24 protein-coding genes and 1 tRNA gene are annotated in these 26061 nt (G+C 71.6%); 6 read left to right on the top strand and 19 right to left on the bottom strand.

Translation table 11 applies throughout. The features are described from left to right. The first annotated feature begins 16 nt into the window (after positions 1-16). Complete coding sequence (locus tag ACX80F_RS02785; RefSeq protein WP_459334848.1) at positions 17-556, top strand: hypothetical protein; 540 nt, start codon at positions 17-19, stop codon at positions 554-556. Between the two features lie 29 nt (positions 557-585). On the opposite strand, the gene metG is transcribed toward ACX80F_RS02785, so the two are convergent. From metG to ilvD, 7 genes are all read right to left on the bottom strand, one after another. Further along, a complete protein-coding gene (metG, locus tag ACX80F_RS02780; RefSeq protein WP_459334847.1) occupies positions 586-2160 on the bottom strand; it encodes a methionine--tRNA ligase in 1575 nt (524 codons plus the stop codon). 59 nt (positions 2161-2219) lie between these two features. Beyond that, positions 2220-3149 (bottom strand): acetamidase/formamidase family protein, encoded by a 930-nt coding sequence (locus ACX80F_RS02775; RefSeq protein ID WP_459334846.1) that lies wholly within the window; start codon positions 3147-3149, stop codon positions 2220-2222. A gap of 26 nt (positions 3150-3175) precedes the next feature. Beyond that, the gene (gene serA, locus ACX80F_RS02770) at positions 3176-4765 is read right to left on the bottom strand and encodes a phosphoglycerate dehydrogenase (protein WP_459334845.1); all 1590 of its coding nucleotides are present in this window, start codon (positions 4763-4765) and stop codon (positions 3176-3178) included. 125 nt (positions 4766-4890) lie between these two features. After that, positions 4891-5916: a ketol-acid reductoisomerase gene (gene ilvC / locus ACX80F_RS02765; protein WP_459334844.1), complete on the bottom strand. Its 1026-nt coding sequence runs from the start codon at positions 5914-5916 to the stop codon at positions 4891-4893. A gap of 56 nt (positions 5917-5972) precedes the next feature. Continuing rightward, the gene (ilvN, locus tag ACX80F_RS02760; RefSeq protein ID WP_459334843.1) at positions 5973-6485 is read right to left on the bottom strand and encodes an acetolactate synthase small subunit; all 513 of its coding nucleotides are present in this window, start codon (positions 6483-6485) and stop codon (positions 5973-5975) included. A gap of 2 nt (positions 6486-6487) precedes the next feature. Continuing rightward, positions 6488-8368 carry an acetolactate synthase large subunit gene (locus tag ACX80F_RS02755; RefSeq protein WP_459334842.1) on the bottom strand — a complete coding sequence of 627 codons (1881 nt, stop codon included), beginning with the start codon at positions 8366-8368 and terminating at the stop codon, positions 6488-6490. 350 nt (positions 8369-8718) lie between these two features. After that, entirely contained in the window at positions 8719-10422 is a 1704-nt protein-coding gene (ilvD, locus tag ACX80F_RS02750; RefSeq protein ID WP_459334841.1) for a dihydroxy-acid dehydratase, read from the bottom strand. 232 nt (positions 10423-10654) lie between these two features. On the opposite strand from ilvD, the gene ACX80F_RS02745 reads away from it, so the two are divergent. Continuing rightward, positions 10655-11110, top strand: coding sequence for a hypothetical protein (locus ACX80F_RS02745; protein WP_459334840.1), 456 nt, complete (start codon positions 10655-10657; stop codon positions 11108-11110). Between the two features lie 35 nt (positions 11111-11145). Here ACX80F_RS02745 and ACX80F_RS02740 read toward each other — a convergent pair whose 3' ends face one another. Further along, complete coding sequence (locus ACX80F_RS02740) at positions 11146-12114, bottom strand: 2-hydroxyacid dehydrogenase (protein WP_459334839.1); 969 nt, start codon at positions 12112-12114, stop codon at positions 11146-11148. 160 nt (positions 12115-12274) lie between these two features. On the opposite strand from ACX80F_RS02740, the gene ACX80F_RS02735 reads away from it, so the two are divergent. The 3 genes from ACX80F_RS02735 (at position 12275) to ACX80F_RS02725 (ending at position 13760) form a co-directional block, all read left to right on the top strand. Next, positions 12275-12347: transfer RNA gene (locus tag ACX80F_RS02735), tRNA-Lys, on the top strand. A 121-nt stretch (positions 12348-12468) separates the two neighbouring features. Then, a complete protein-coding gene (locus tag ACX80F_RS02730; protein WP_459334838.1) occupies positions 12469-13182 on the top strand; it encodes a hypothetical protein in 714 nt (237 codons plus the stop codon). A 98-nt stretch (positions 13183-13280) separates the two neighbouring features. Beyond that, entirely contained in the window at positions 13281-13760 is a 480-nt protein-coding gene (locus ACX80F_RS02725; protein ID WP_459334837.1) for a VOC family protein, read from the top strand. Between the two features lie 63 nt (positions 13761-13823). Here the strand turns inward: ACX80F_RS02725 and ACX80F_RS02720 are convergent, their stop codons facing one another. The 4 genes from ACX80F_RS02720 to ACX80F_RS02705 form a co-directional block, all read right to left on the bottom strand. Beyond that, positions 13824-14012, bottom strand: a complete 189-nt coding sequence (locus ACX80F_RS02720) for a DUF2795 domain-containing protein (RefSeq protein WP_459334836.1) — start codon at positions 14010-14012, stop codon at positions 13824-13826. Positions 14013-14073: 61 nt separating this feature from the next. Next, positions 14074-14934 (bottom strand): glycosyltransferase, encoded by an 861-nt coding sequence (locus ACX80F_RS02715; RefSeq protein ID WP_459334835.1) that lies wholly within the window; start codon positions 14932-14934, stop codon positions 14074-14076. Then, a complete protein-coding gene (locus ACX80F_RS02710) occupies positions 14931-16490 on the bottom strand; it encodes a PfkB family carbohydrate kinase (RefSeq protein ID WP_459334834.1) in 1560 nt (519 codons plus the stop codon). Before ACX80F_RS02710 ends, ACX80F_RS02715 begins: the two co-directional genes overlap by 4 nt. After that, positions 16490-17899, bottom strand: coding sequence for an aldehyde dehydrogenase family protein (locus ACX80F_RS02705; protein WP_459334833.1), 1410 nt, complete (start codon positions 17897-17899; stop codon positions 16490-16492). The genes ACX80F_RS02710 and ACX80F_RS02705 overlap by 1 nt, the downstream gene beginning before the upstream one ends. 218 nt (positions 17900-18117) lie before the next feature. Between ACX80F_RS02705 and ACX80F_RS02700 the strand changes: the two genes are divergently transcribed. Continuing rightward, positions 18118-19269 carry a glycosyltransferase family 9 protein gene (locus ACX80F_RS02700; protein WP_459334832.1) on the top strand — a complete coding sequence of 384 codons (1152 nt, stop codon included), beginning with the start codon at positions 18118-18120 and terminating at the stop codon, positions 19267-19269. On the opposite strand, the gene ACX80F_RS02695 is transcribed toward ACX80F_RS02700, so the two are convergent. From ACX80F_RS02695 to ACX80F_RS02665, 7 genes are read right to left on the bottom strand one after another with little or no spacing between them, the layout of a single operon-like run. Beyond that, a complete protein-coding gene (locus ACX80F_RS02695; RefSeq protein ID WP_459334831.1) occupies positions 19235-19960 on the bottom strand; it encodes an SDR family oxidoreductase in 726 nt (241 codons plus the stop codon). The genes ACX80F_RS02700 and ACX80F_RS02695 overlap by 35 nt on opposite strands. A gap of 59 nt (positions 19961-20019) precedes the next feature. Next, entirely contained in the window at positions 20020-21387 is a 1368-nt protein-coding gene (locus ACX80F_RS02690; RefSeq protein ID WP_459334830.1) for a PfkB family carbohydrate kinase, read from the bottom strand. Continuing rightward, a complete protein-coding gene (locus tag ACX80F_RS02685; protein WP_459334829.1) occupies positions 21384-22061 on the bottom strand; it encodes a D-sedoheptulose-7-phosphate isomerase in 678 nt (225 codons plus the stop codon). The genes ACX80F_RS02690 and ACX80F_RS02685 overlap by 4 nt, the downstream gene beginning before the upstream one ends. Continuing rightward, complete coding sequence (locus ACX80F_RS02680) at positions 22058-23350, bottom strand: glycosyltransferase (protein WP_459334828.1); 1293 nt, start codon at positions 23348-23350, stop codon at positions 22058-22060. Before ACX80F_RS02680 ends, ACX80F_RS02685 begins: the two co-directional genes overlap by 4 nt. Then, on the bottom strand, positions 23347-24348 hold the full coding sequence (locus ACX80F_RS02675) for a glycosyltransferase (protein WP_459334827.1): 1002 nt from the start codon (positions 24346-24348) through the stop codon (positions 23347-23349). Before ACX80F_RS02675 ends, ACX80F_RS02680 begins: the two co-directional genes overlap by 4 nt. Next, a complete protein-coding gene (locus ACX80F_RS02670; RefSeq protein ID WP_459334826.1) occupies positions 24345-25448 on the bottom strand; it encodes a glycosyltransferase family 9 protein in 1104 nt (367 codons plus the stop codon). The genes ACX80F_RS02675 and ACX80F_RS02670 overlap by 4 nt, the downstream gene beginning before the upstream one ends. After that, positions 25445-25993, bottom strand: coding sequence for a D-glycero-alpha-D-manno-heptose-1,7-bisphosphate 7-phosphatase (locus tag ACX80F_RS02665; protein WP_459334825.1), 549 nt, complete (start codon positions 25991-25993; stop codon positions 25445-25447). The genes ACX80F_RS02670 and ACX80F_RS02665 overlap by 4 nt, the downstream gene beginning before the upstream one ends. Between the last annotated feature and the right edge of the window lie 68 nt (positions 25994-26061).

Below are 26061 nucleotides of genomic sequence, written 5' to 3'. Positions count from 1 at the left end.
GATGGAAGGAACACGCATGACGAGCGCCACGCACGGCGTCCCGGGGGCCCGGCTGGACCTCGAGACCCTCCTGCCCTACCTGGACCTCCACCTCGCCGGTGCGACGAACGGCGTCCGGCTGTTCAGCGCGGCGCGGGTCTCCTGGGCGGGCACTCCGCACGAGGCCGAGTTCACCCGGATGCGCAAGGAGATCGGTGAGGAGCGGACGTACCTCAAGAAGCTCATCAAGAGCCTGGGCCACCGTCCCAGCCGCATCAAGATGGGCTTCGCGCGGATCGCGTCCGTGGTCGCCGAGTTCGATCCCCTGAACCCCCTGCGCCGCAAGGCGACTACCGGGGCGCAACTGGAACTCGAAGCCCTCCAGGCCCTGCTCAAGGGCAAGGAGGCGCTCTGGTCCACGCTCCTCGCCCTGCCGCCGGGGACGACGGCAGGGCCCGGGCGTCCGGGCTTCGACCGCGACGCCCTCGAACGCCTCCTGGCCGCCTCCCGGGAACAGCAGGACTCCGTGGCCCGGGTCATGACCGAGACGGCCCGGGCCCGGTTCCTGGTCCACTAGGCCGTTCGGAGCTTCCGGGGGGTCGCCGGTCAGGCGGGAACGGGCTCCTCGTACTTGGGGAACACCGGCGTCGGCGCGGGCAGGGCCGTCCCCGGCTCGATCCGCTCGTCCAGCGCGCCGAAGAGGCGCCGGGCGTCGTCGCTCGTCTCCCCCTGGCCGAGGGCCGTGAGGATCCGCCCCGCGCTGGTGGGCATGACCGGCTGGGCGAGGATGGCAACCACGCGGAGCACCTCCAGCGTCACGTAGAGCACGGTGGCCATGCGCTCCGGATCGGTCTTCCGCAGGACCCACGGCTGCTGGTCCGCGAAGTACGCGTTCGTCTCGCCGAGGACGGTCCAGACGGCCTCGAGGGCGCGGGAGAACTCCTGTGTGCCGTAGGCGGCACGGCTGACCTCCAGCAGGGCGTGCGCCCGGTCGAGGATCTCCGTGTCGGCGGGGGTGAACACCCCCGGTCGCGGGACAGCGCCGCCGCAGTTCTTCGCGACCATCGACAGCGACCGCTGCGCGAGGTTCCCGAAGTTGTTGGCGAGGTCGGAGTTCATGCGTCCCACCACGGCCTCGTGGCTGTAGGAACCGTCCGCACCGAACGGCACCTCCCGGAGCAGGAAGAAGCGCACCTGGTCCAGTCCGTACTGCTCCACCCAGTCCGCCGGCGCGACGGTGTTGCCGAGCGACTTGGACATCTTGACGCCCTTGTTGTGCAGGAAGCCGTGGATCATGACGCGCTTCGGGACCTCGAGCCCGGCGGACAGGAGGAAGGCCGGCCAGTAGATGGCATGGAAGCGGGAGATGTCCTTGCCGATCACGTGGACGTCCGCGGGCCAGAACTTCCGGAAACGCTCCGACGCGGTGTCGGGGAAGCCCACGCCGGTCAGGTAGTTGGTGAGCGCATCGACCCAGACGTACATGACGTGGCGGGGATTGCCGGGCACGGGCACGCCCCAGTCGAAGGTGGTGCGGCTGATGGACAGGTCCTCGAGGCCGCGGCGCACGAAGGAGATGACCTCGTTGAAGCGGGACTGGGGTGCGCCGAACTCCGGCTGCGCCTCGTACAGGTCCAGCAGCTTCTGCTGGTAGGCCGAGAGCCGGAAGAAGTAGCTCTCCTCCTCGGTCCAGGTGACCTCGGTGTCCGTCTCCTTCGCGTATCGCACGCCGTCCTCGCGGACCTCCGTCTCGTCCTCGCCCCAGAACGCCTCGTCGCGGACCGAGTACCAGCCCGCGTACTTGTCGAGGTAGATGTCCCCGTTGGATTCCATCCGCTGCCAGATCGCGGCGGCAGCGGCGTAGTGGTCCTCGTCCGTGGTGCGGATGAAGCGGTCGTAGGAGGTGCCGACGACGTCGTTCATGTCCCGGAACGCCAGCGCGTTGCGCGTCGCGAGGTCGCGGACGGGGACGCCTTCCCTGTCCGCCGCCTGCTGCATCTTCAGGCCGTGCTCGTCGGTGCCCGTCAGGTACATGACGTCGTACCCGTCGAGCCGCTTGAAGCGTGCCATGGCGTCCACGGCGATCGTCTCGTAGGCGTGGCCGATGTGCGGTACGCCGTTCGGGTAGGAGATGGCCGTGGTGATGTAGAACGAGGGCTTCTCGTCGGGTGCGGGAGTCACCCTATGAAATTACCCCGCGCGGACCGCATTTGCCCAAGCGTGCAGCATGGCCGGGGGCCTCAGCCGGTACCGACGGCGTCGAGCCCGAGCACCGCGTGGACGCCCCACGTCCGGTTCGCGATCTGCGTGACCCGGAGGTCGACGACGGCGCTGGCGAGGGCCAGCGCTGCCTTCCGCTCCAGCCCGTGCAGCTGCTGCAGCCAGGTGAGCATGGCGCCGAGGGCCTCCGAGGACGCCCGGTTGAGGTCCTCGTCGAAGCCGAAGGTGATGCGCGACGTCGGTGTCACGGCGTGGATGCCCGGGACGGGCGCGTCGCGCAAGACGTCGAGGGTAAGCGTCGTCGTCATGCCGCATTCGATGGCCGTTCCGCCCACCTCGCCGTCGCCCTGGGCCGCGTGCCCGTCGCCGAGGTGCAGCAGGGCGCCGGTCACGGTCACCGGGAGGAAGAGGGTGGAACCGGCCGTCAGCTCGCGGCAGTCGATGTTCCCGCCGCCGGCCGCGCGCGGAGGGGTGGTCGAGTGCTCGCCCGGTTCGGCGGGCGGCAGCCCGACGACGCCGAGGAACGGTGCCAGGCGCACCACGTGCCCGTACTGGTTCGTGCCCGTCCCGGCGTCCCGGTCGAGGTCCCAGAGCAGCCAGGCCGGGTTCGTCCCCTCCAGGCCGAGGCTCCGCGCGAGGTCGTCGTCCTGCCGCCCGGCTACCGTCCACCCCCAGTCCGCAGGGTCGAGCGCGTCGAAGCGGACTGCGAGGACGTCGCCGGGCTCTGCGCCGGAGACATGGATGGGCCCGCTGAGGGCGTGGCCGCGTCGGTCCGGGAACCGGTAGGGCGTCACCGCTCCCGGCGTCGCCTGCCGTTCGAGGTGCCCGGAGGCGTCGAGGGACTCGACCACGATGCGGTCGCCGGGCTCGACCCGCAGTACGGGCGGGGTGTCCCGGGACAGGACCTGCGTGGCGGTCGCCTGCGTCGCCGGTAGATGGTGCTCGGTCATGCGTGGCCTCCCGCTGCTGCCGGCGCTCAGTCCTGCAGGTCCACTTCCCGCGCCACGGTGGCGCCGATCTCGGTCCGGATGGCGTCCAGGACGTCCTGCGGCACCGCACTGTCCACGGTGAGGAGGGACAGCGCCTGGCCGCCCTCCTTGCTCCGGGCCACCTGCATGCCGGCGATGTTGACGTCCCGCTCGCCCAAGAGGCGGCCGAGCGTGCCGATGACGCCGGGGCGGTCGGTGTAGAGGAGCACGAGCAGGTGCTCGCTGATGGGGATCTCGAGGTCGTAGCCGTTGACGCCGACGAGCTTCTCCACCTGCTTGGGTCCGGTGAGCGTCCCGGCCACGGAGATCTGGCTGCCGTCGGAGAGCGCCCCGCGGAGGGTGAGCACGTTGCGGTACTCCTCTGACTCGGCGGTGGTGATGAGACGGGAGGTGATGCCGCGCTGCTCGGCCAGGACGGGTGCGTTGACGTAGGACACCTGCTCGGAGACGACGTCGGTGAAGACGCCCTTGAGGGCGGCGAGCTCCAGGGCCTTGACGTCGAGGGACGCGATCTCGCCCGCGACGACGATGTCGATCTGGGTGAGGGAGTCGTGCGTGAGGGCCGTGAAGATCCGGCCCAGCTTTTCCATCAGCGGGATGCCCGGGCGCACCGCCTCGTCGATCACGCCGCCGGCCACGTTGACGGCGTCGGGCACGAGCTCCCCGGCGAGAGCGAGCCGCACCGACTTCGCGACGGAGATCCCCGCCTTCTCCTGGGCCTCCTCGGTGGACGCCCCGAGGTGCGGGGTCACCACGACGCTGTCGTGTGCGAAGAACGGGAGGTCGGTGCTGGGCTCCTGCACGAAGACGTCGACGCCGGCGCCGGCGATCTGCCCCTGCTCCAGCGCGGTGTGGAGTGCCTCCTCGTCCACGAGGCCGCCACGGGCCACGTTGACGACGTACGCGGTGTCCTTCATGAGGGCGAAGGCCTCGGCGCCGAGCATCCCGACGGTCTCGGGCGTCTTGGGCATGTGGATGGTGACGAAGTCCGATTCGCGCAGCAGCTCCTCGAGGGGCACCAGGCGCACCCCGAGCTGTGCGGCACGGGCGGACGTCACGTAGGGGTCGAAGGCGAGGATCTGCGTGCCGAACCCCTGGAGGCGGGCGGCGACGAGGGCGCCGATCCGGCCGAGGCCGATGATGCCGATGGTCTTCTCGTACAGCTCGGTGCCCGCGTACTTCGAGCGCTTCCACTCTCCCGCCTTGAGAGCGGCGCTGGCCTGCGGGATGTTGCGCGCGAGGCTCAGGATATGGCCGACGGTGAGTTCGGCGGCGGAGATGATGTTCGACGTCGGGGCGTTCACGACCATGACGCCGGCCTGCGTCGCGGCCTTGATGTCCACGTTGTCGAGGCCCACGCCCGCACGGGCGATGACCTTCAGCCTCGGTGCGGCCCGGATGGCCTCCGCGTCCATCTGCGTGGCGGAGCGCACGAGTACGGCCTCCACGTCGGCCAGCGCACCGAGGAGCTGGGAGCGGTCGGCGCCGTCGGTGCTGCGGATCTCGAAGTCCGGGCCCAGCGCTTCGACGGTGGCGGGCGAGAGTTCTTCGGCGAGGAGGACGACGGGCTTGGTCACTGGGGTTCCTTCGGGTGAGCGGGGGTTCGGACGGAGCGGGCTGTCCGCCCCGGGGCGGACACGGCTCCGGCAGGACACCTGCTCGTCGCTGAGCATCGAACACGTGTCCTGCCGGGGTCGGGGGGCTAGCGCGCGACGGAGCCCTCGGTGTAATCGTCGTTCGTCTTGATCCAGGAGAAGAGCTTGCGGAGCTCGCGGCCCGTGCTCTCGATCGGGTGGTCCTCGCCCTTCTTGCGGAGAGCGGTGAACTCGGGTGCACCGGCGTCCTGGTCGTCGATGAACCGCTTGGCGAACGCACCGTTCTGGATGTCGGCGAGGACGGCCTTCATGTTCTCCTTGACCTCGGGGGTGATCACGCGGGGGCCGGAGACGTAGTCGCCGTACTCGGCGGTGTCGGAGACGCTCCAGCGCTGCTTGGCGATACCGCCCTCGACCATGAGGTCCACGATGAGCTTGAGCTCGTGCAGCACCTCGAAGTACGCGACCTCCGGCTTGTATCCGGCCTCGGTCAGCGTCTCGAACCCGTACTGGATGAGCTGCGAGGCGCCGCCGCACAGCACGGCCTGCTCACCGAAGAGATCCGTCTCGGTCTCCTCGGTGAAGGTGGTCTCGATGACGCCGGCGCGGGTGCCGCCGATCGCCTTGGCGTAGGACAGGGCCAGGTCGCGGGCCTTGCCGGAAGCGTCCTGCTCGACGGCGATGAGGTCGGGGACGCCGCGGCCGGCCTCGAATTCACGCCGGACGATGTGCCCGGGACCCTTGGGCGCCACGAGGGCGACGTCGACGTCGGACGGCGGCTGGATGTAGCCGTAGCGGATGTTGAAGCCGTGGCCGAAGAACAGGGCGTCGCCGGCCTGCAGGTTCGGCGCGATGTCGTCCTTGTACACGTGCCGCTGCACCTGGTCCGGGGTGAGGACCATGATGAGGTCCGCTTCGGCGGTCGCGTCGGCGACGGAGAGCACCCGGAGGCCCTCGGCCTCGGCCTTGGCGCGCGACGCGGAGCCCTCCTTCAGTCCGACGCGCACGTCGACGCCGGAGTCCCGCAGGCTCAGCGCGTGGGCGTGGCCCTGGCTGCCGTAGCCGATGACGGCCACGGTGCGGCCCTGGATGATGGAAAGGTCTGCGTCGTCGTCATAGAACATCTCGGTCACGGGTATTTTCTCCTTGGGTTCGGTAGAGCGGTACTGGGAAGTTCGGAAGAGGTCGGTCAGGCGCTGCGCAGCGCGCGGTCACTCATCGATTTGGCGCCACGGCCGATCGCGAGCGTGCCCGACTGCACGATCTCGCGGACGCCGAACGGTTCGAGCACCGACAGGAGCGCCGAGAGCTTCTCGGCCGTCCCCGTCGCCTCGATGATCAGCGAGTCGATCGACACGTCGACGACGGATGCCCGGAACAGGTCGGCGGCCTGCGTCACCTGGAGGCGCGTGGCGGCGTCGGCCCTGACCTTGATCAGGACGTGGTCGCGCTGCACCGACTGCTCCGTGGTCAGTTCGACGATCTTGATGACATTGATGAGCTTGTTCAGCTGCTTGGTGACCTGCTCGAGGAGGTCACCCTCGGCGTCCACCACGACGGTGATGCGGGACATGCCCGCGACCTCGGTCGGTCCGACGGCGAGGGAGTTGATGTTGAACGCGCGCCGGGCGAACAGGCTCGCGACACGGGTCAGGACGCCCGGGACGTCCTCGACGAGCACGGACAGGGTATGGCGTGCCATGGTCAGTCCTCCTGTTCCCAGGTCGGGGTCATGTTGCGGGCGATCTGGATGAGGTCGTTGCTGACGCCGGACGGCACCATCGGCCACACCATGGAGTCACGGCTGACCACGAAGTCGATGACGACGGGGCGGTCGTTGATCGCCAGCGCCTGCTGGATGGTGGCGTCGATGTCCTCGTCCCGCTCGCAGCGCAGGCCCACGCAGCCGTACGCGTCGGCGAGCTTCACGAAGTCGGGCACGCGGACGGTGTCGTGGCCGGTGTTGAGATCCGTGTTCGAGTACCGGCCCTCGTAGAAGAGGGTCTGCCACTGCCGGACCATGCCGAGCGAGGAGTTGTTGATGACCGCGACCTTGATGGGGATGTTGTTGATGACGCAGGTGGCCAGTTCCTGGTTGGTCATCTGGAAGCACCCGTCACCGTCGATGGCCCAGACCACGCGGTCCGGATCGCCCACCTTGGCGCCCATGGCCGCGGGGACCGAGTAGCCCATGGTGCCGAGGCCGCCGGAGTTGAGCCAGGCGTGCGGTCGCTCGTACTGGATGAACTGCGCGGCCCACATCTGATGCTGGCCCACCCCGGAGACGAAGACGCCCTCGGGCCCCGTGAGCTCGCCGATGCGCTTGATGACCTGCTGCGGCGCCGACAGGCCGTCGTCGGGCTGCGTGAAGCCCACCGGGTAGGTCTCGCGCAGGTGGTCGATGGTGGTCCACCAGGCCGAGATGTCCGGGCGTTCCTGCGCTGCGAAGGCCTCGCGGACGGCGGCGGTCAGCTCCGGGATGATCTCCTTCACCGAACCGACGATCGGCACGTCGGCGGCACGGTTCTTGGAGATCTCGGCGGGGTCGATGTCCGCGTGGATCACCTTCGCGTGGGGCGCGAAGCTGGCGAGCACTCCGGTCACGCGGTCGTCGAACCGGGCGCCGAGCGTGATCAGCAGATCCGCCTGCTGCAGCGCGGTGACGGCCGAGACCGAGCCGTGCATGCCCGGCATGCCCACGTGCTGCTGGTGGGAGTCGGGGAAGACGCCGCGGGCCATGAGGGTGGTGACCACCGGGGCGCCGACGAGCTCGGCGAGCTCCAGCAGTTCCTGGGAGGCGTGGGCCTTGACCACGCCGCCGCCGACGTAGAAGACCGGACGGTGCGATTCGCTGATGAGCCGTGCCGCCTCGCGGACCTGCTTGGCGTGCCCGCGCAGCACGGGCCGGTAGCCGGGGAGGTCGATCCGGGGGGGCCAGGAGAAGCTCATCGACGCCTGCTGGGCGTCCTTGGCGATGTCCACGAGCACGGGGCCCGGGCGTCCCGTCGTCGCGATGTGGAACGCCTCGGCGAGCACACGCGGGATGTCCTGGGCGTCGGTGACGAGGTAGGAGTGCTTGGTGATCGGCATGGTGATGCCGACGATGTCCGCCTCCTGGAAGGCGTCCGAGCCGATGAAGGCGCTCGAGACCTGCCCGGTGATGGCGACCATGGGCACGGAGTCCATGTGCGCGTCCGCGATGGCGGTCACGAGATTGGTGGCTCCGGGACCCGAGGTCGCGATGCACACGCCGGGACGGCCGGTGACCATGGCGTAGCCCTGGGCCGCGTGGCCGGCCCCCTGCTCGTGCCGCACGAGGATGTGCCGGAGCTTCGTGGACGCCAGGAGGGGATCGTAGGTCGGGAGGATGGCCCCGCCGGGAAGACCGAAGACGTCGTCGACGCCGAGTTCCTCGAGGGACCGGACGATCGCCGCCGATCCGAGCATCTCGGTGGGGGCCACGATCCGGTTGGGGCCGCGGACGGAGCTCGCCGGAGCGACGGGTGCCGACTCACGAGCAGGTGCTGCGGGAGGTGCTGGCCTTGCTGCCATCAGCGCCGGGCTGATGGGCGATCCCTTGGACATCTCGGACTTCCTTTGGAACGTTCGCTGCACTGCTGCAGCTGTGACTGCGGGCTTCCGCGCACTTCTCCTGCTGACAGGTCGTGTCAACAAAAAAACCCCTCGGCCTTGTGGGCTCTGCGAGGGGTTGCGCGTGACTGCAGTCGTCTACCGGACGGGCTTCAGGCCACGCGCTGTATAAGAATGACGACTACGGGTTCGGGCTGCATACCTGTAGTTTCCTCGCCCCCGTGAAAGGGTGTCAAACGGTACTCCTCCCGTCTCACGTTATGGACATGCAGTCCAGTTAGTGGACACTAACCCTGGAGGACCGGGAGCCCGCCGGGAGGTCGTATCCCCCGGCGGGCAGAACCTCAGCCGCAGTAGGCACCCTGCGAGGCCGAGTGGACGAGCTTCGCGTACTTCGCCAGAACACCCTTGGTGTAGCGGGCGGGAAGGGGCTCCCAGCCCACGCGTCGCTCCTGGAGTTCCGCCTCGTCGACGAGGAGGTCGAAGCTCTTCGCGGCGATGTCCACGCGGATGCGGTCGCCGTCGCGCACGAAGGCGATGGGACCGCCGTCGACCGCCTCCGGCGCCACGTGCCCGATGCACAGGCCGGTGGTGCCGCCGGAGAAGCGTCCGTCGGTCAGGAGGAGCACGTCCTTGCCGAGCCCGGCCCCCTTGATGGCGCCGGTGATGGCGAGCATCTCGCGCATTCCGGGTCCGCCCTTGGGACCCTCGTAGCGGATGACGACGACGTCCCCGGCGTGGATCCGGCCCGCGTCGAGCGCATCGAGGGCGCCCTGCTCGCGCTCGAACACGCGGGCGGTGCCCTCGAAGACGTCCGCGTCGAAGCCCGCGCTCTTCACCACGGCACCCTCGGGCGCGAGGGACCCGTGCAGGATGGTGATGCCGCCGGTCTTGTGCAGCGGGTTGTCGAGTGCGCGGAGGATCTTGCCGTCGAGGTCCGGCGGGTTGATGTCCGCGAGGTTCTCCGCGAGCGTCTTGCCGGTGACGGTCAGGCAGTCCCCGTGCAGCAGCCCGGCGTCGAGCAGTGCCTTCATGATCACCGGCACCCCGCCCACCTTGTCGACGTCGAACATCACGTAGCGCCCGAACGGCTTGAGGTCGCCCAGGTGCGGGATCGTGTCACCGATGCGGCTGAAGTCATCGAGCGTGAGGTCCACCTCGGCCTCGCGGGCGATCGCGAGGAGGTGCAGGACGGCGTTCGTCGAACCGCCGAAGGCCATGGTGACGGCGATGGCGTTCTCGAAGGCCTTCTTCGTCATGATGTCGCGCGCCGTGATGCCGAGGCGCAGGAGGTTCACGACGGCTTCGCCGGACTTCTGCGCGAATGCGTCGCGTCGGCGATCGACCGAGGGAGGGGCTGCGGACCCGGGCAGTGACATCCCGAGGGCCTCGCCGATGCAGGCCATGGTGTTGGCGGTGTACATACCGCCGCACGCGCCCTCCCCGGGACAGACGGCGCGCTCGATGCTGTCGAGGTCCTTGAGGCTCATCGTGCCTGCAGCACAGGCTCCCACGGCCTCGAAGGCGTCGATCAGGGTGACTTCCTTCTCGGTGCCGTCCTCGAGCTTCGCGAAGCCCGGCATGATGGTGCCCGCGTACAGGAAGACGGAGGCGAGATCGAGGCGGGCCGCGGCCATGAGCATGCCCGGCAGGGACTTGTCGCAGCCCGCGAGGAGCACGGACCCGTCGATGCGCTCGGCCTGCATGACGGTCTCGACCGAGTCGGCGATGACTTCCCGCGAGACGAGCGAGAAGTGCATGCCCTCGTGACCCATCGAGATGCCGTCGGATACGGAGATGGTGCCGAACTGCATGGGGAACCCGCCGGCCGCACGGACACCTTCCTTCGCGCCCTCCGCCAGGCGGTTGAGGGACAGGTTGCACGGGGTGATCTCGTTCCAGGAGCTCGCGACGCCGACCTGCGGCTTGGCGAAGTCGTCGTCACCCATCCCCACCGCACGAAGCATGCCGCGGGCCGGCGCCGCGTGGATGCCGTCGGTGACGATGCGGCTTCTGGGCTTGATGTCTGGGGTGGTGTCCGCGCTCATGATGGAGAGTCTAGGCCCGTACTGCACGTGCGTTTCGCCATGTGACCGGCCTGTTACAGTCGCCGGCCGCCCCGGGAGCGGAGGGCCCGGCGGGGCGTGCGGCGCCTCGTCCCGGCGGGGCGTCCTCCGGTACAGTGTGGACTTCGCGGGCGGATCGACAGTCCGCCGGGCGCCCGCCAGCAGCCCCGTGAGGGTTACGAGTCCGACCGCCTCCTACCGCAATGGCCGTGATATGACCCCCGAAGAGCCCTCCTCCCCCAGCCGACCGCTCGACGGCGGACAGGGCCTCAAGAACGCCCTGCGCCGGGTCTTCGACTCGCAGATCCCGAACTACGGCGACTACAACCTCGTGTTCGCGGTGCAGGCGGCCGCGCCCAGCGCCCGGACGGCCTACGTGGTGGGCTACCGGTGGAAACCGGCCGAGTTGATGATCGCCCCGGTGGACCTCACCGGCATCACGGGCGCCGGCGTGCCGGCGGAGGTCAACATGACCAACCTCGCGCACGCCCTGCAGTGGGACGAGGACGGCAGCTTCGAGGTGGGCACCAGCACCGGGCGCATCTTCCGGTTCGGCGTGACGTCGGCGCCGGTGCTCGACGTCGGCCCCGGCACGGCCCTGCACCTGGCCCAGCACGAGGACGTCACGGACTTCACGGCGTTCATGGAGGCTTTCATCCGGATGGCCTGAGCGGCCCCCCCGGACCGGCCCGGACACCGCGCCGGTCAGCCCCAGGGGCCGCGCCGTACGAGGTTCGCGGGCTCCGCGCCCCGGCCGAGCAGTTCCACCTGGCGGCGGAGCAGCGCGAGGATCCGCGGCGGGAACGCGTCGGTGTTGCCGCCGACGTGCGGTGTGATGATCGCCCCCGGCGCGCTCCACAGCGGGTGCCCCTCCGGCAGCGGCTCCGGGTCGACGACGTCGATCGCCGCGCGGAGCCTACCCGCCACCACCTCGCGGGTCAGTGCGTCGGTGTCGACGACGGCGCCGCGGGCCACGTTGACGACGAGTGCGCCGTCGGGCAGCGCTGCGAGAACGTCCGCACCGATCAGTCCGCGGGTGGCGTCCGTGAGCGGTGTGATCACGATCACGACGTCGTGCCCGGGCGCGAGCCGGACGAGTTCGTCGCTGCCGTGGACGTGCCCCAGGGCGTCGTCGCGCGCCGAGCTGCCGACGCGCGTGACCGTCGTCTCGAACGGGGCGAGCCGCCGGCGGATCTCCTCGCCGATCCCGCCGACACCCACCAGCAGGACCCGCCGGTCCGCGAGGCCCGGATAGCGTGCGCTGCGCCAGCGGCCCTCGGCCTGCTGCCGCACGGCGTCGTCGATCCCCCGCAGCGACGCGAGGGCGAGCCCGACGGCGAGCTCGGCCGTGGCCGCCGCGTGGACGCCCGCGGCCGTGGCGATGGCGACGCCGGGACCCACGAGGTCCGCCACGCCGTCGTAGCCCGTGGACTGGGTGTGTACGAGCGCGAGGTTCACGGCGGCGTCGAGCGCCCCGTCGAGGTGGGCGCGGCCCGTGTACGGGAGGACGACGGCGTCGAGCGCCGCCGGATCGCAGCCCTCGGGCGGGGTCTCGAAGTCCCACAGCACCACGTCGACGTCGGGCGAGACGCCGGACAGGGCGTCGCGCAGGTCCGCGGACGGGACACCCAGGGTGCGGACGGTCGGGGGTGTGGCGGCGGCAGGGGTCGTCATGGCGTCAGCCTAGCGCCGCCCCGGGGCGGGGACGTCCGGCGCTCATGAACCCGGCGGGGCGGCGTCGAGCCGCCGGTTTCAGGTTTCGGTCGAAGTGCTGGTAGAGTTTCATGCTGTTGCGGATGACCCGGACGGCACGAAGAAGCCGGGAAAACGCCACGCACCTCTAGCTCAATTGGCAGAGCAATTGACTCTTAATCAATGGGTTCCGGGTTCAAGTCCCGGGGGGTGCACATCGAAGCCCCGCCCTTCAGGTCTCGCCGCCTGGGGGGCGGGGTTTCGTTCTTTAATCCGTGTCCCGTACTCCTGCCCCGCGTCCTCGTGGGCGGTGGCGGCCGGGCCTACGATGGACGCGTGAACGATCTCCTCTCCTTCGCCGGCAGCTACTGGTGGTTGGTCTTCCCGCTCTCGGGCGTGTTCGCGATCTGGGGGAAATCGTTCTCGGACGCGTCGGAGCGCCGGCACCAGCGCAAGATGGAGCTGTACCGCCTGAAGCATCCGGCCGCCTCCCTTCCTGCGCCGCACGAGTCCCCCGCGCCGGCGGCGACGACGTCCGCCCCGACCAGGACGCAGCGCGAGCACGTGCAGCGCATGCACGACGAGGTGGACCGGAGGTGGCTGACCTACGAGCTCGATGCCGCGAAGCTCATCGACTACCCCATGATGACCGACGTCCGCGAGCCCCTCACCGTGGCGTTCCTGCGGGCCAAGCGTGAGGCGGACGCGCTGCGTCCCGAGCCGTCCGTCCCGATGACGCCCGAGGATCTCGCCGCGTACCGGTCCGCCGTCACCTCCTACGACGTCGCCTTCCAGATCGCGGAGACCGAGGCACGGCGGGTTCGGGCAAGCGGGTTCACCACTGAGGAGCGGCAGCGGCTGGACATGGCGCGCCGCCTCGTGACCGTGGCGATCGACGACGCCGCGACGGCCGCGGAGCGCCAGACCGCCTACCGCCGCGCCCGTCGTGAGCTCGACGGCCTGATCGTGCTGCCGGACGCCACGGTCAGCTCGCTGGAGGAGAAAGTCGCCGGTGCGATCGGCCAGCGGCCGGAGCCTACACTTCCCTGAGGTCCGTGCGACCCTTCCCGGGGCGGCCCCCGAGGACGATAATCGCTCCGTCCAGCACAGGGCGTGGCCGACGGGCCACCCGACGAGAGGCGACACCCATGGCAACGACGATCAACACGTACCTCAGCTTCAAGGACACCGCGAGGGAGGCCATGGCCTTCTACCAGTCGGTGTTCGGCGGCGACCTCACCAGCAGTACTTTCGCCGGATACCAGGTGAGCGAGGACCCGGCGGAGCAGGACAAGATCATGCATTCGATGCTCACCACGCCGTCGGGGCAGGTCCTGATGGCGGCCGACACCCCCGACAGCATGGACTACAGCGCTCCGGCCGGGCACTCGCTGTCGCTCAGCGGCGACGACGAACAGGTGCTCCGCGGCTACTGGGACGCGCTCGCGGAGGGAGGCCGGACGGTGATGCCCCTCGCGCCGTCCCCCTGGGGTGACAGCTTCGGCATGTGCGTCGACCGCTTCGGGATCAGCTGGATGGTGAACATCAGCGGGACGGCCGACGACGGTGCGCCGGCGCCGGGCCAGGGCACGGCGCAGGCCTCTGCGCCGGAGGCAGCCCGGGGGTAGCCGGAGGCTCGCCACGCGGCCGGTGGCGGCGCCCCCCGCAGGGCCACCGCCACCGGGTGCGTTCTACCTGGATGCTTCCTTGGTGACGTCCGTCGGCGAGTCGAACTCGCGATCGGGCAGGTTCTCGAGCGTCTCGAGGACCGTTCCGTCGGCGCCCTTGTCCTTCGCGTGCTTCACGAGGTCCGCCTTCGACGCCGGGTAGTCGACGCCGCCCAGGGCCTTCTGGATGTCGATCGGGCTGGGATCTGCCATGTGGTGCTCCTTCGGTTCGGGTGTGTCCGGTTCTCGTTCCTGGTGCCTCCGGTGGGCACCGTCATCCGCCCAGGATCTCCTGGGCGGCGTCTGTGTGACGGTCGATGACCGTCGTGGGTGCCTCGAGGTGCACGGCACCGGAGGGGATGATGCCGGCGCCGCCGTACCGTTCCATGACGCGCCACTGCGCGGCGACGTCCTCGCCCGCATGACCGGGCGGCAGCCGGTCCCAGAAGTCGAACCCGCCGCAGTCCAGGAGGGCCCGGCGGTCGAAGAGCACGCACCCGCCCACCCAGGCGACGCGATAGAGCCGCCACTGCCCGGGCGGGATGGCGAGCTCGGCCGCGGCGTGGGTGAGGTTCGCGGCGTTGTGCAGCGGCCAGCGGTCGAAGCCGTCCGTGCCCGGCCGGATGCGCTCGGGGTACACCTCGTTGTCGGGCCACAGGTCGAACTCGCTCCGCTCGTGCGGCCGGACATCGTCGAGGTAGGACAGGCCCTGCACCGCTGAGCCCACGAATCCGCACCCGGCGTCCTTCAACGCCCGGCTCATCCGGTCCAGCGCGCCGGGCTCGAGCCAGATGTCGTTGTCCAGGAAGAGCACGAACGGCGCGTCGGCCAGACCGAGGAGGTAGTTCCGGTGTTCCGCGAGCCCGCGGCGGGGCAGGTGCCGTTCGAGCCGGACCGGCCGGCCCTGCGCCTCGAGGACCCGCACCATGGCGCGGACGGCAGGCCGGTCGATGGCTGCCTCCCCCTCGGTCTGGTCGCTGACGATGACGCGGAACACCGGGCCTGCCTGCGCGGCGAGACCGGCGAGCGTGACGGCGAGCTCCGCGGGTCGCCCGAAGGACGGGATGAGTACGTCCACCGCGATCTCCCCGCCCGGGGGCTCCAGCGCCCACTCCCCCGACCACTGCGCCGTCACGGTGTGTCCCCCACCGGGGGCGTGGCGCGGATCCGGCGGACCACCTCCGCGGTGGAACGCTCCGGGACATAGTCGAGGATGCTCACGCGTCCCCCGCAGGCCTCGACCGCGGGGGTCTCCTCCAGCATCTGCGCGGTGTAGTCGCCGCCCTTGGCGTAGACGTCGGGCTTCAGCTGCTCGATCAGCGGCACCAGGGTGTCGGTCGCGAACACCGTGACGTAGTCGACGCAGCTCAGCGACGCGATGATGCCCGCGCGGTCGGCGATCGGGTTGATAGGCCGGTCCGGCCCCTTGAGCCGGCGCACGCCGTCGTCGTCGTTCAGGGCCACCACGAGCACGTCGCCGAGCTGCTTCGCCTGGTCGAGGTAGCGCGTGTGCCCGCGGTGCAGCACGTCGAAACAGCCGTTGGTGAGGACGATCCGCTTGCCTGCGGCGCGGTCCGCCTCCACTGTCCGCAGCAGTTCGTCCGTGGCGAGGGCGGTGTCGGCGAAGTGCCGGAGGTGGCGCGTCAGGTCCGCCGTCGTGCACACGGACGTGCCGGGGCGGTGGACGACGACGTCGGCCGCGGCCTGTGCGAGGTCGAGGCTCGTGGTGAGCGGCAGTCCTGCGGCGCGAGCGACGGTGAGGCTCGCGACGAAGGTGTCTCCCGCGCCGGAGGCCTGCTTCTCGGTGGCGGGCTTGGCGTAGGTGCGGTGTTCCTCGCCGTCGGGCCCGAGCAGCACGGTGCCGTCGCGGTCCAGTGTGACGACGACGTTCACGGCGTTGGTCGCCGTGAAGAGCTCGCTCCGCCGCGCGCCCACGGCTGCGGCGCGGTCGGTCCGCGCGTCGAGGCGCGTGCCGAGCACCTGGGCTGCCTCCGCGGCGTTCGGTGTGACGATGTCCGGGCGCAGCGCGGACCACGCCGCGGTGTCGTGGGCGTCGACGACCACCACCGCGCCGGGGTCGAGGGTGGCACGGCCCGCCAGGGCGGCGCGCACCTCCCCGCCGAGCGCCCCGGAGCCGTAGTCGCAGACGACGATCGCGCCGGCCTCCCTGACGGCGGCGGGTATGCGGGCGGCCAGCGCGGCGATCGCCGTCGGCGGGAGGCCGTCGTGGGTGTCGTCGAGCCGCAGCATGACCTGGTCCCCGGCGAGGATGCGGTACTTGGTCGTGGTGGAGACGCGCGGGTCCTGCACCAGGTCCGTGGTGTCCACGCCCGCGTCCTCGAGGATGCCGCGCAGGCGGCGGCCGGCGTCGTCGTCGCCGATCAGCCCGCACATCCGCACGCGGGCGCCGAGCGCGGCGAGGTTCACGGCGGTGTTCGCCGCACCGCCCGCCGCGTACTCGCGGCGCGTGATGTCCACGACCGGTGCGGGTGCCTCCCGGCAGAAACGCTCGATCGTCCCGCTCCACCAGCCGTCCAGCATCGCGTCCCCCACCACGGTGATGCGCGGCGCGCGGGCGGCGATGGCGGCGGGAACCCAGGCGGCGAGACCGCGTACCCGCGCCAGGTCGCCGACACCGTCCCGGCCCTCGGGCACCGTGTCGGCGGGGTGGTGCTGCCGGGCGTCGTCCATCAGCCCTCCTGCGGCGGTGCGCTGATGTGGACGACCTTCACGAGCGAGAACTCGTCCAGCAGTTCGGGGCCGTAGCCGAATCCCGCCCCGCTGATGCCGCGCGGCTGGGCGGACCCGCCCGGGGCGCCTCCGAAGACCGCGTTGACCTTGACGGTCCCGACGCCGAGACCGGCGACGGCCTGCTGGGCGTGGGCGATGCTGCCCGTCAGGACGGACGCGGCGAGCCCGTACGGGCCCGATGCGGCGAGCCGCAGTGCGTCGTCGAAGCTGTCGACGACGGTCACCGGGGCCACCGGGCCGAAGGTCTCCTCCGTCATGACGGTCATGGTCTCCGTGCAGTCCGAGAGCACCGTGGCCGGGTAGTGGGCACCGGGGCCGTCGGGAACGGCGCCGCCCTCGAGGCATACCGCGCCCTGCTCGAGGGCTGCGGCGACCTGCGCCTCGACGGCGTCGCGCATGCGGCGGTCCACGAGCGGCGGGAAGGACGCGCTCGCATTCCAGCTGCGGGCCTCCGCCGCGAGGGCGGCGAGGAACGGTTCGGCGATCGCTCGGCACACGTAGATGCGCTCCACGGAGGTGCAGATCTGCCCGGCGTTGGCGAACGCCCCGAGCGCCGCCTGTCCCGCCGCCCAGACGGGATCGACGTCGGCATCGACGATCAGGGGGTCGTTGCCGCCGTTCTCCCGGATGACGTGGGCGCCGGTCAGGACCGCTGCGCGGGCGATCCTGGCACCGGTGTCGCTGGATCCCACGTGGGCGAACACGTCGACGTCCGGCTCCGTGGTGAGCTGCTGCCCCACGTCGCTGCCTCCGGTCAGGGTGATGAGCACGCCTTCCGGGAAGGCCGGCTGCAGCAGGTGTCCGAGGAGCTCACCGACGTGGGGGCAGCGTTCGCTCGGCTTGTGGACCACGGTGTTGCCCGTGACGAGCGCCGCCCCGATGAGACCGCCGGCCACCGCCACGGGATCGTTCCAGGGAGTCAGGAGAGCCGCGACGCCCCGCGGCTCCGCCACGGTGTAGTCGGTGGCCGTGACGGCCCCGCGCAGGCTGAGCCCGCGATGGACGGGGCCGAGTTCCGCGTACTGCTCGAGCGTGGAGATGGCCGCCTCCACGCCGCCGAGGGCATCCGCGGGCGGCTTGCCCGTCTCCCGCGTGTTGAGGTCCGCGAGTTCCTGGGCGCCGGCACGCAGTGCCGCGGCGGCCCGCCGCAGGGCGGCGCCCCGCTCGGCCGGGCTGGTGGCCGCCCACTCGGGCTGCACGGACCGGGACAGGCCGAGGGCGAGCGAGATCTGCTCCCGGGCGGTGCAGGGCAGGGTACCGACCTCACTGCCGTCGCGGGGGTCGACGATGGTGATGAATTCGTCGCCGAGCACGTCGGACAGCGCAGGTGTCGGGGCGTTGGTGGACATGATGCTCCTCGAGGTCGAAGGCCGTAACGGCTGATCTACTCTTCCCGTACCCGGCTGCCGCGCGTTCACACAGGCGGCGGACCGAATCCTGCTGTCCGTGGGGCATTCATCAGCACGCTTAGCATATGGTGTCAGGAGGGACGGCCGGGATGCGACCCGACGGTGCGGAAGCGCTGGACAGCGGCCGGTCACGGACACGGCGGACGGAGAGGACATCCATGCGGGACGGTACGACGGCGGAGTTCGGCGGACGGCAGGACACGGCGCGATCGGTGGGGCCCGTGCTCGAACCGTTCGGGGACGTCCGGCGGATCGCCGTCCTGCGCGGCGGGGGCCTCGGGGACCTCATGTTCGCGATGCCCGCGATCGCCGCCCTCGGCGCCCGCTATCCCGACGCCGAGATCACCCTGCTGGGCATGCCGGGCCACGCGGCGCTGCTCGAGGGCCGGCCGGGACCGGTGTCCTCGGTCCTGGAGCTCCCGGTCTCCCCCGGCGTCCGCCCCGGGGACGAGGACCCGGGCGCCGTGGACGCCTTCTTCGACGGAATCCGGGGATCCTTCGACCTCGCCGTCCAGCTGCACGGCGGGGGCCGCAACTCGAACCCGTTCGTCCTGCGGCTCGGGGCCCGCCACACGATCGGCACCCGGACGCCCGACGCCGTCGCACTGGAGCGCACCATCCCCTACGTCTACTACCAGCACGAGGTCTTTCGCGCGCTCGAGGTCGTGGGGCTGGCCGGGGCCGTGCCCGTGGACCTGGAGCCCCGGGTCGGCGTCCTCCCGGAGGAGGTGGACCGGGCAGCGCAGCTGACCGGCGACGGCGCGGTCATCGCCCTGCACCCCGGCGCCACCGATCCGCGCCGCCGGTGGCCGTCGTCGTCGTTCGCCGAGGTGGCGGTGCGCGCGGCCGCGGACGGCTGCGAAGTGGTGGTGGTCGGTGACGCGACGGACGTCCCGGCGGCGGAGGAGATCGTCCGGCTGGCACGCGCGCAGGCCCCTGCGGCGGAGGTCCGCTCGCTCGCGGGCCGCCTCTCGCTCGGCGAGCTGGCCGGCGTGCTCGACCGCAGTGCCGTGCTGGTCGGCAACGACAGCGGACCCCGACACCTCGCGCAGGCCGTGGGAACGCCCACGGTCGGCGTCTACTGGATCGGCAACATGATCAACGCGGGCGCCATCGGGCGGACCCTGCACCGCGTCCACTTCTCCTGGGTGACGCAGTGCCAGGTCTGCGGCGTGGATGTCACCCAGGTGGGCTGGACGGCGGAGCGCTGCGAGCACGATGACTCGCTCGTCGCTGCCGTCCAGCCCGACGCCGTCTACGCGGACGTGGCGGAACTCAGGGCCACGAGCCTTCTTCTGCGTGGGCGATGACCATCTCGCGGATCTCGCAGCTCCTGGGCTGTGACAGCGCGAAGAGGATCGCCTCGGCGACCCGCTCGGGGTCGTTGAGGCGTGAGTCGTCCTGCGGCTTGTACTGCTCGTCGCGGTCGTCGAAGAAGCGCGTCTTCATGCCGCCGGGGATGATCGTCGTGACACCGATCTGCCCTGCGGTCTCCGCTGCCAGGGCCTGCGAGAAGCCCATGACACCGAACTTCGAGGCGCAGTAGGCCGTCGCGTCGCCGACGGCCTTGATGCCGAGGGTCGAGGCGATGGTGACCACGCGGCCGTGGGTCTCCTTCAGGTATGGCAGGGCGGCGCGGGCGGTGGACGCCGTTCCCATGAGGTTCACGCCGATCACCTTCTCCCACTCGTCCGCGGGCACCGTGTCGAGCGCACCGCACCGGTCGATCCCGGCGGCGGTGACGACGGCGTCGAGTCCGTCCATCATCTCCGCGGCCTTCCGGACCGCGGTCTCGACGGCCTCGCGGTCGGCGACGTCGACCTCGAAGGCCTTCACGCCGGAGACCCGGCTGATGTCGCGGTCCAAAACCACGGGGGTGCCGCCGGCGGCGAGGACGCCCTGGACGATGGCCGCGCCGAGGCCCGAGCCTCCGCCGGTCACGAGGACGCGTCCCGGGGTGTAACCGCTACCGGTCGTGGTGGTCGTCGTGTTCTCGGTCATGGGTGTTCCTTTCGTTGCGTGCATGGTCCGGCCGGACGGGCCGGAAGATTTCTGGAGGGTCAGCCGACGCGGGCGAGCGCGGCTGCCAGTTTCGTGGTGGAGCGGGCGGGGATGTAGGGGACCGTGACGGTCCTGCCGCCCCAACTGCCCACCAGTGCGGCTTCCGGGAGATCCTCGGCGGCGTAGTCGCCGCCCTTGACCCAGATGTCGGGCTGCAGGCGGGAGATCGCGGTCTCCGGCGTGGACTCGGAGAACACCAGGACGGCGTCCACGCACTCCAGCGCCGAGAGCAGCTCCGCGCGGTCCTCCTGCTTGATGATGGGCCGGCTCTCCCCCTTGAGCCCGCGCACGGACTCGTCCGAGTTGAGGCAGACGATCAGGCAGTCGCCGAGCCGGCGTGCCGCGGCGAGGGTCCGCGCGTGCCCGGCGTGCAGGAGGTCGAAGCATCCACCGGTCGCGACGACGGTCCCGCCCGCCTCGCGCGTTCGCCGCGCGACGGTGAGGGCGTCGAGGCCGTCGACGGGCAGCTGCTGTGGTGCGTTCCCGCGCTGCCGGCCCAGCGCGCCCACACCCCCTGAGGCGAGGAAATGCGCGGCGGCCTCGGTGGCCTGCTGGGCCGCCGCATCGATCGGGGCGCCGTGGGCGAGCGCGACGGCGAGCGCCGACGCGAAGCGGTCGCCGGCACCGCAGGGGTCGGGGGCGCTGACCCGGGGCGCGGGCACCACCTGGGGCAGGAGTCCCGTCGCGGCGACGAGGGCTCCGTGATCGCCCATGGTGACGATCACGGCGTTGCTCTGCCAGGCGGCGAGCAGGACGTCGGCGGCTGCCGCTGCCGCCCGCGTCCCCGAGCCCCGGACGTCGGCGAACCGCAGGGCTTCCCCGAGGTTGGGGGTCACCGCGGCCACGCCCGGGACCGGCTGGGCGCCGGCGGGATGAGGGTCCCACACCACCGGGATCGCGCCGGCGAGCGTCCCGAGGCGGGCGCGCAGGTCCTCGTTGGCGAGCAGGCCGCGGCCGTAGTCCGCCGCGACGATCGCGTCGGCTCCGTCCAGGGCGGCCAGCATCTCCTCGGTGGCACCCGGCAGGGGAGGCGTCGCGCAGCCCTCGTCGAACCGGACGATCGCCTGGCCCGAGGCCCGGACCCTCGTCTTGACGGGAGTCGGCGCGCCCGAGGGGCCCGCGACGACGGTCACGCCGTCGAGTTCGGCGCGCAGGAGAGCCGATGCGTCGTCCTCCGCGAGGACGGTGACCAGGACGGCGTCGTGCCCGTCGGCGCTCAGCATGCGCGCGACGAGGCCGGCTCCCCCGGCGCGCCTCCGGACGACGTCGACGTCGACGACGGGCACGGGCGCGTCGGGCGAGAGCCGCCCCGCCCCGCCGGAGAGGTCCGTGTCGAGCAGGACGTCACCGACCACGACGATCCTCATCGCTGCTCTTCCCGACGGCGGCGGAGCACCTCGGCGTCGAAGGCCCGGCAGATCGCGTGCAGCGCGATCAGGTGGCCCTCCTGGGCGTTGGCGGACCGGGCGTCGACCGCCACGTAGTCGTCGACGCATTCGGTGAGGGGGTTGGGCCCGGTGCCGGTGAGCGCCCAGGTGGTGATCCCGGCCGAGCGGGCCGCATCGACGGCGTGCAGGAGATTGCGGCTCCTGCCGCTCGTGCTCAGGAGCACGAGGATGTCCCCGGGCCGGCCGTGGGCGCTCACCTGACGGGCGTACAGGTGGTCGAACCCGTAGTCGTTGGCGATCGCCGTGACTGCGGAGCTCTCCGCGTGGAGGGAGATCGCGGAGAACGGTTCGCGCTCATCGTCGAACCGGCCCACGAGTTCCGCCGTGAGGTGCTGGGCCTCGGCGGCGGACCCGCCGTTGCCTGCTGCGAGCAGCCGCTGGCCGGCCAGCAGGCGGTCGGCCATCTCCACTCCCCACCCGGCCAGGGTGCCGGCGTTGAGCGCGAGGGACTCGAGGGCCGGCGTGACGGCCCGGAGATGGTCCAGGACGAGGCGCCGCGAGTCCTCCGGCACGGTGTCCGGGAGGGTCCCCGGCACGATGTCGGACGGGATGTCGGACGGGATGTCGGACTGGACGTCGGTCTGCGTGGTCACAGTGCCCTGCCTCCTGTGCTTTCGAGTCGACGAGCGGCGCTGTGCCGCGCGGTAGCCGGTTCTGCGGGTGCTGCGGCGGCGAGGGCCGCCTGGTAGGCCTTCTCCGTGTCGGCCGCGATCCGGCTCCAGGAGTAGCGGGCCTTCACTCGGCGGTGGCCGTTGGTTCCGAGTTCGCGGGCCCAGTCGGGCGTTCGGAGCAGGTCCGCGACGGCCGCGGCGATGGCCGCGGGATCCTGGGGTTCGACGTGCAGTCCCGTGGTGCCGTCCACCACGGTGTCGACGAGGCCCCCGACGGCGGCGGCGACCACGGGGACGCCGCACGCCATCGCCTCGAGCGGGACGATCCCGAACGGCTCGTACCAGGGGGCGCACACCACGGCGTCCGCGCTGCGCAGCACCGCGGGCATCTCGACCCGCGACACCTGGCCGCGCAGGACCACGCGGTCGGCGACGCCGAGGTCCATGGCGAGCGCCCGCAGGCGTTGCGCCTCGGGGTCGTCCTCGAGGCCGGTGGAGCTGCCGGCACCGCCCACGATGTGGAGTTCGACGTCGTCGCGGCCGAGGTCGGCCAGTTCGCGCATCGCGCGGATGACGAGGTCCATGCCCTTGCGCGGGACGAGGCGGCCCACGCTCACGATGCGGTGCGCGCGGCCGCGGGCCTCCACGGGCCCGTGCGGTGTGAACAGTTCGACGTCGACGCCGCACGGGGCGATCGACACATGGCTGCCGGGGACGCCCATGGCCTTGAGTTCGAACACCTCGTCGGAGCACGTCGCGACGATGCGGTCCGCGCTGCGTCCCACCATCGCCTCGAGCATGAGCCGTTCGGAGGGGCTGGTGTCCTCGGCGCCCTGGTGGCGGCGCTTGACGGTGCCGAGGGCGTGGAAGGTCTGGATGACCTGCACGGGTCGGCCCGCGGCGCGCGACCGACCGGCGGCGTCGAGCGCGGCGAGTCCTGACATCCAGAAGTGCCCGTGCACGATGTCCGGCGGCTCCTGTCCCCAGTCCTCCGCGATCCCTTCCGCCAGCTCCCCCATGTAGGGCAGCAGCAGGTCCTTCGGGACGGTCCGCACGGGGCCCGCGGTGACGTGCACGACCTCCAGGTGGGGATCGGTCCGGACCCGGTCCGGCAACGCCGGATCGTCGCGTCGCGTGTAGACGGTCACGTCGTGTCCCCGGCGGGCGAGCGCGAGGGACAGCTCGGCGACGTGGACGTTCTGCCCTCCGGCATCGACACCCCCCAGCGCGGCGAGCGGACTCGCGTGCTCCGACACCATCGATATCCTCATCGCGCCTTCCTCTCTGCTACCGCCAGGACGCGGTGCCGCGTCGGTTCCTGCTCCAGGACGTCGTCCCAGTCGGCCAGGAACCGGGGCAGCCCGTACCGTGCGAGGGCCGCCGCCCGGGCGGCCCGTCCCCGGGTGCGGGCTTCGTCGGGGTCCTCGATGAGCCGGGCCGCCATGCGAACCAGGTCCTCGACGTCCGTCGAGATCGCGCCGGCCTCGGGGGGTACTGCGCGTGCCGCCTCCGTGGTTGCGAGCACGAGGACCGGGAGACCCACGTGCATGGCCTCGAGGAGCGAGAGTCCGAGGGAGGTCCAGCGCAGCGGGTGGACGTAGGCCCGGGACCGTCCGAGTCGCGCATGCAGCTGTGCCATGGGCAGATCGCCGCCGATGCGCAGCTCCGACGGTGCGAGGTCCAGGGCGTCGGCGAGCCCGTCGATCCCCATCCCGAAGACCTCCAGCGGCGCGACGCCGGCGAAGCGCGGCAGCAGGTCGGTGCCGGTGACACGGCCGCGGCGCACGGGCTCGTTGATGACGGCGGCGAGCTGCTCGAGCTCACCGGTGTAGAGGTGGCCCGGATCCACGATGCCGTGCTCGATCACGGTGGTCCCGGCTCTGCCGTTGTCCCAGAAGAGGGCATTGAAGTGGGTCACGTGGACGATCGGGATGTCCGTCTGGCCCGCCAGCGGGTGGACCGTGCCGACGATGTCGCGGCGCGGCGTGTTGTGCTCGAGGAAGACCGCGGGAAGGTCGAGGCCCGGGGTGCGCCCGAGGAGCCGCTCGCACTCGGCGATCTCCTCGACCCGCTGCAGGACGACGACGTCGATGTCGGCGTCGCGGAGGCCGGAGGGTGCCACCTCGATGACGGAGGCCGGCCAGTCGCGGCCCGCGCGGCCGAGGCCCCAGGGTCCGCCGTCGGGCGTGGTGGGCAGCACGTAGGTGTGCTCCCCCCGCACGAAGGCATCGGTCCACCCGCCGTGCACGTGCCATAACAGGATCCTCATCGGTGTCCCCTCGTTGGTCGGCGGCCTTCTGTGCGGCCGATGCTGCGGCGTGAGCCGAGTGACGATATGCCGGAACTGAGCCGGAGCACGGCGTCCATGACGTCCTCCGGGGAGACGCCGGACAGGCAGGGGTGCCCCTGCACGGGGCAGACGCGGGCCCGGCTGAGCGCGCAGGCGGCGTCCTGGTCGCCGAGCAGTTCCACCGGCACACGGTAGGGCGCCCAGCGAACCGCCGGGACCACGGGTGAGAACAGGCAGACGACGGGCGTGCCGACGGCGGCCGCCAGGTGCGCCGGCCCGGTGTTGCCCGTGATGATGACGGACGCCCCGGCGATCACGGAGCCCAGCGCGGCGAGGTCCGTCCTGCCTCCGAGGTCCAAGGCCTCGGGGCCCGCGACCGTGGAGGTCAACCCGGTCTCGTCCGGCCCGCCGGTGACGACCACGCGGAAGCCGGCGGCGGTCAGGAGTCCGACAGCCGCCGCATGGTGGAGCGGGGGCCAGGCCCGGGCGGGCACGGTGGCACCGGGGTGGACGACGACGTAGGGCCCGTCGCCGGTCAGCCCGGAGGCGTCGGCGAGGTGCGTGACCTGGAGCCGACCGTCGTCGCCCGGGGGCAGGGCATAGCCGGCGGCCTCCGCGATGCCGAGGGCCCGCTCCGCCTCCGGCTGGTCCTCCGGGAAGTCCTCGCCGGGCCTGAGCCGGACGTCGAGGAGCGAGCCCGCGTAGTCCACGGACGCACCGGCGATCCTCCGGACGCCGGCGAGCCGGAGCAGCAGCGCGAGCGGCAGCGGCGACTGGTGGAACGAGGTCAGGACCACAGCCTCGTCCACGGCGAGCGCCACCACGGCGTCGTGCAGCTCGGCCATCAGCGCCGGCGTGGGCTCGGGTGCCGGGTCGACGATCCAGGGAGCGGACCACGTGATGACGTCGACCACGCCCGGCAGCAGCCGGGCCGCTGCGGCGCCCTGGGGCCCGCACAGCATGACGACGTCGTTCGGGGAGTCCCCGTGGTCGCCCGCGGCGATCGCACGGACAGCGGGGCCGGCGAGCAGGACGTCGCCGGCGCTGTCGAGACGGGCGACGAGGACCCGGCGCCTCACGGTGCCCCCGTCCACAGGGTGTCGACGGCTTCCGCGAGGGTCCGGGCGACGGCGGGAGCCGAACGGATCTCGTCCGCGAGGGTGACGCTCGTCGGGACGAGGACGGCGTGCGCCCCGGCGGCAGCCGCGGCTCCCATGTCCGCTCCGATGTCCCCGATCACGGCGACGTCCGAAGCATCCAGGCCCAGGCGGGAGCTGGCCGCGAGGACCATCCCCGGGGCAGGCTTCCGGCAGGCACAGCCATCGCCGGAGCCGTGGGGGCAGAGTTCCCAGACGTCGAACGGCCCGAGCAGTTCCTCGACGCGGGCGTTGACGGCGTCCACCTGGTCGCGGGTGATCAGTCCCCGGGCGATCCCCGACTGGTTCGTCACCACGCCCACCGGGATGCCGCGGGAGCGCAGGCCGTCGAGCACCTCGCGCGCGCCGGGCATGGGCTGCACGAGCGCGGGATCCCCGTTGTAGGGGACGTCCACGACGATCGTCCCGTCGCGGTCGAACAGGACAGCCCGGGGAGCTGTCCGCGTGGGTCCGGCCGATGTATGCATACAGGCTTAGTTCCCTCGGAGCAGCAGTACTAAACACTTTCCGTCGAACTTCTTCTCCGCGGCTGCTC

Source organism: Arthrobacter sp. TMS2-4 (genome assembly GCF_054511075.1).
The sequence above is the reverse complement of the archived record's forward strand: the minus strand, read 5'-3'. Positions and strand labels throughout refer to the sequence as shown.